At 62.4% G+C, this 322-nt stretch carries 1 protein-coding gene; it reads right to left on the minus strand.

Annotated elements, in window-relative coordinates; translation table 11 throughout:
* Positions 1-126 precede the first annotated feature (126 nt).
* Positions 127-322 (minus strand): hypothetical protein (locus EN807_RS36215; RefSeq protein WP_210240029.1); only part of this gene is annotated, 196 nt, incomplete at its 5' end.

Genomic DNA, 322 nt, shown 5'->3' on the forward strand with positions numbered 1-322 from the left:
GGCGTCGGCATCGACCGGCTTGCCGAACAGGTAGCCCTGGCCGCCGGCGCCACGCTCGGCTATCTGCGCGATTCCTATCGCGGCGCCTTGCACGCCAAGGCGATCTGAACGCCGTTCCGCACGGATTCAGCCAGCCCCTTCATCCGGTGCGGGCGTGATTTGCCTTTTTGTCAGACATAAGCTCGAAAATCTGACGTTTATCCCTTGCCCGCGCGCCTTGTCTGGATAGGATGCGCGCCGACTTGGCCAGGGAGAAAAAACATGATGCCATCGGCGCGTTTTGCCGATCTCGAAGGCGCTTCGGTGCTGATCACCGGCGGCG

The sequence above is a fragment of the Mesorhizobium sp. M5C.F.Ca.ET.164.01.1.1 genome (assembly GCF_004792125.1).
GTDB classification, from domain to species: Bacteria; Pseudomonadota; Alphaproteobacteria; order Rhizobiales; family Rhizobiaceae; genus Mesorhizobium; species Mesorhizobium wenxiniae.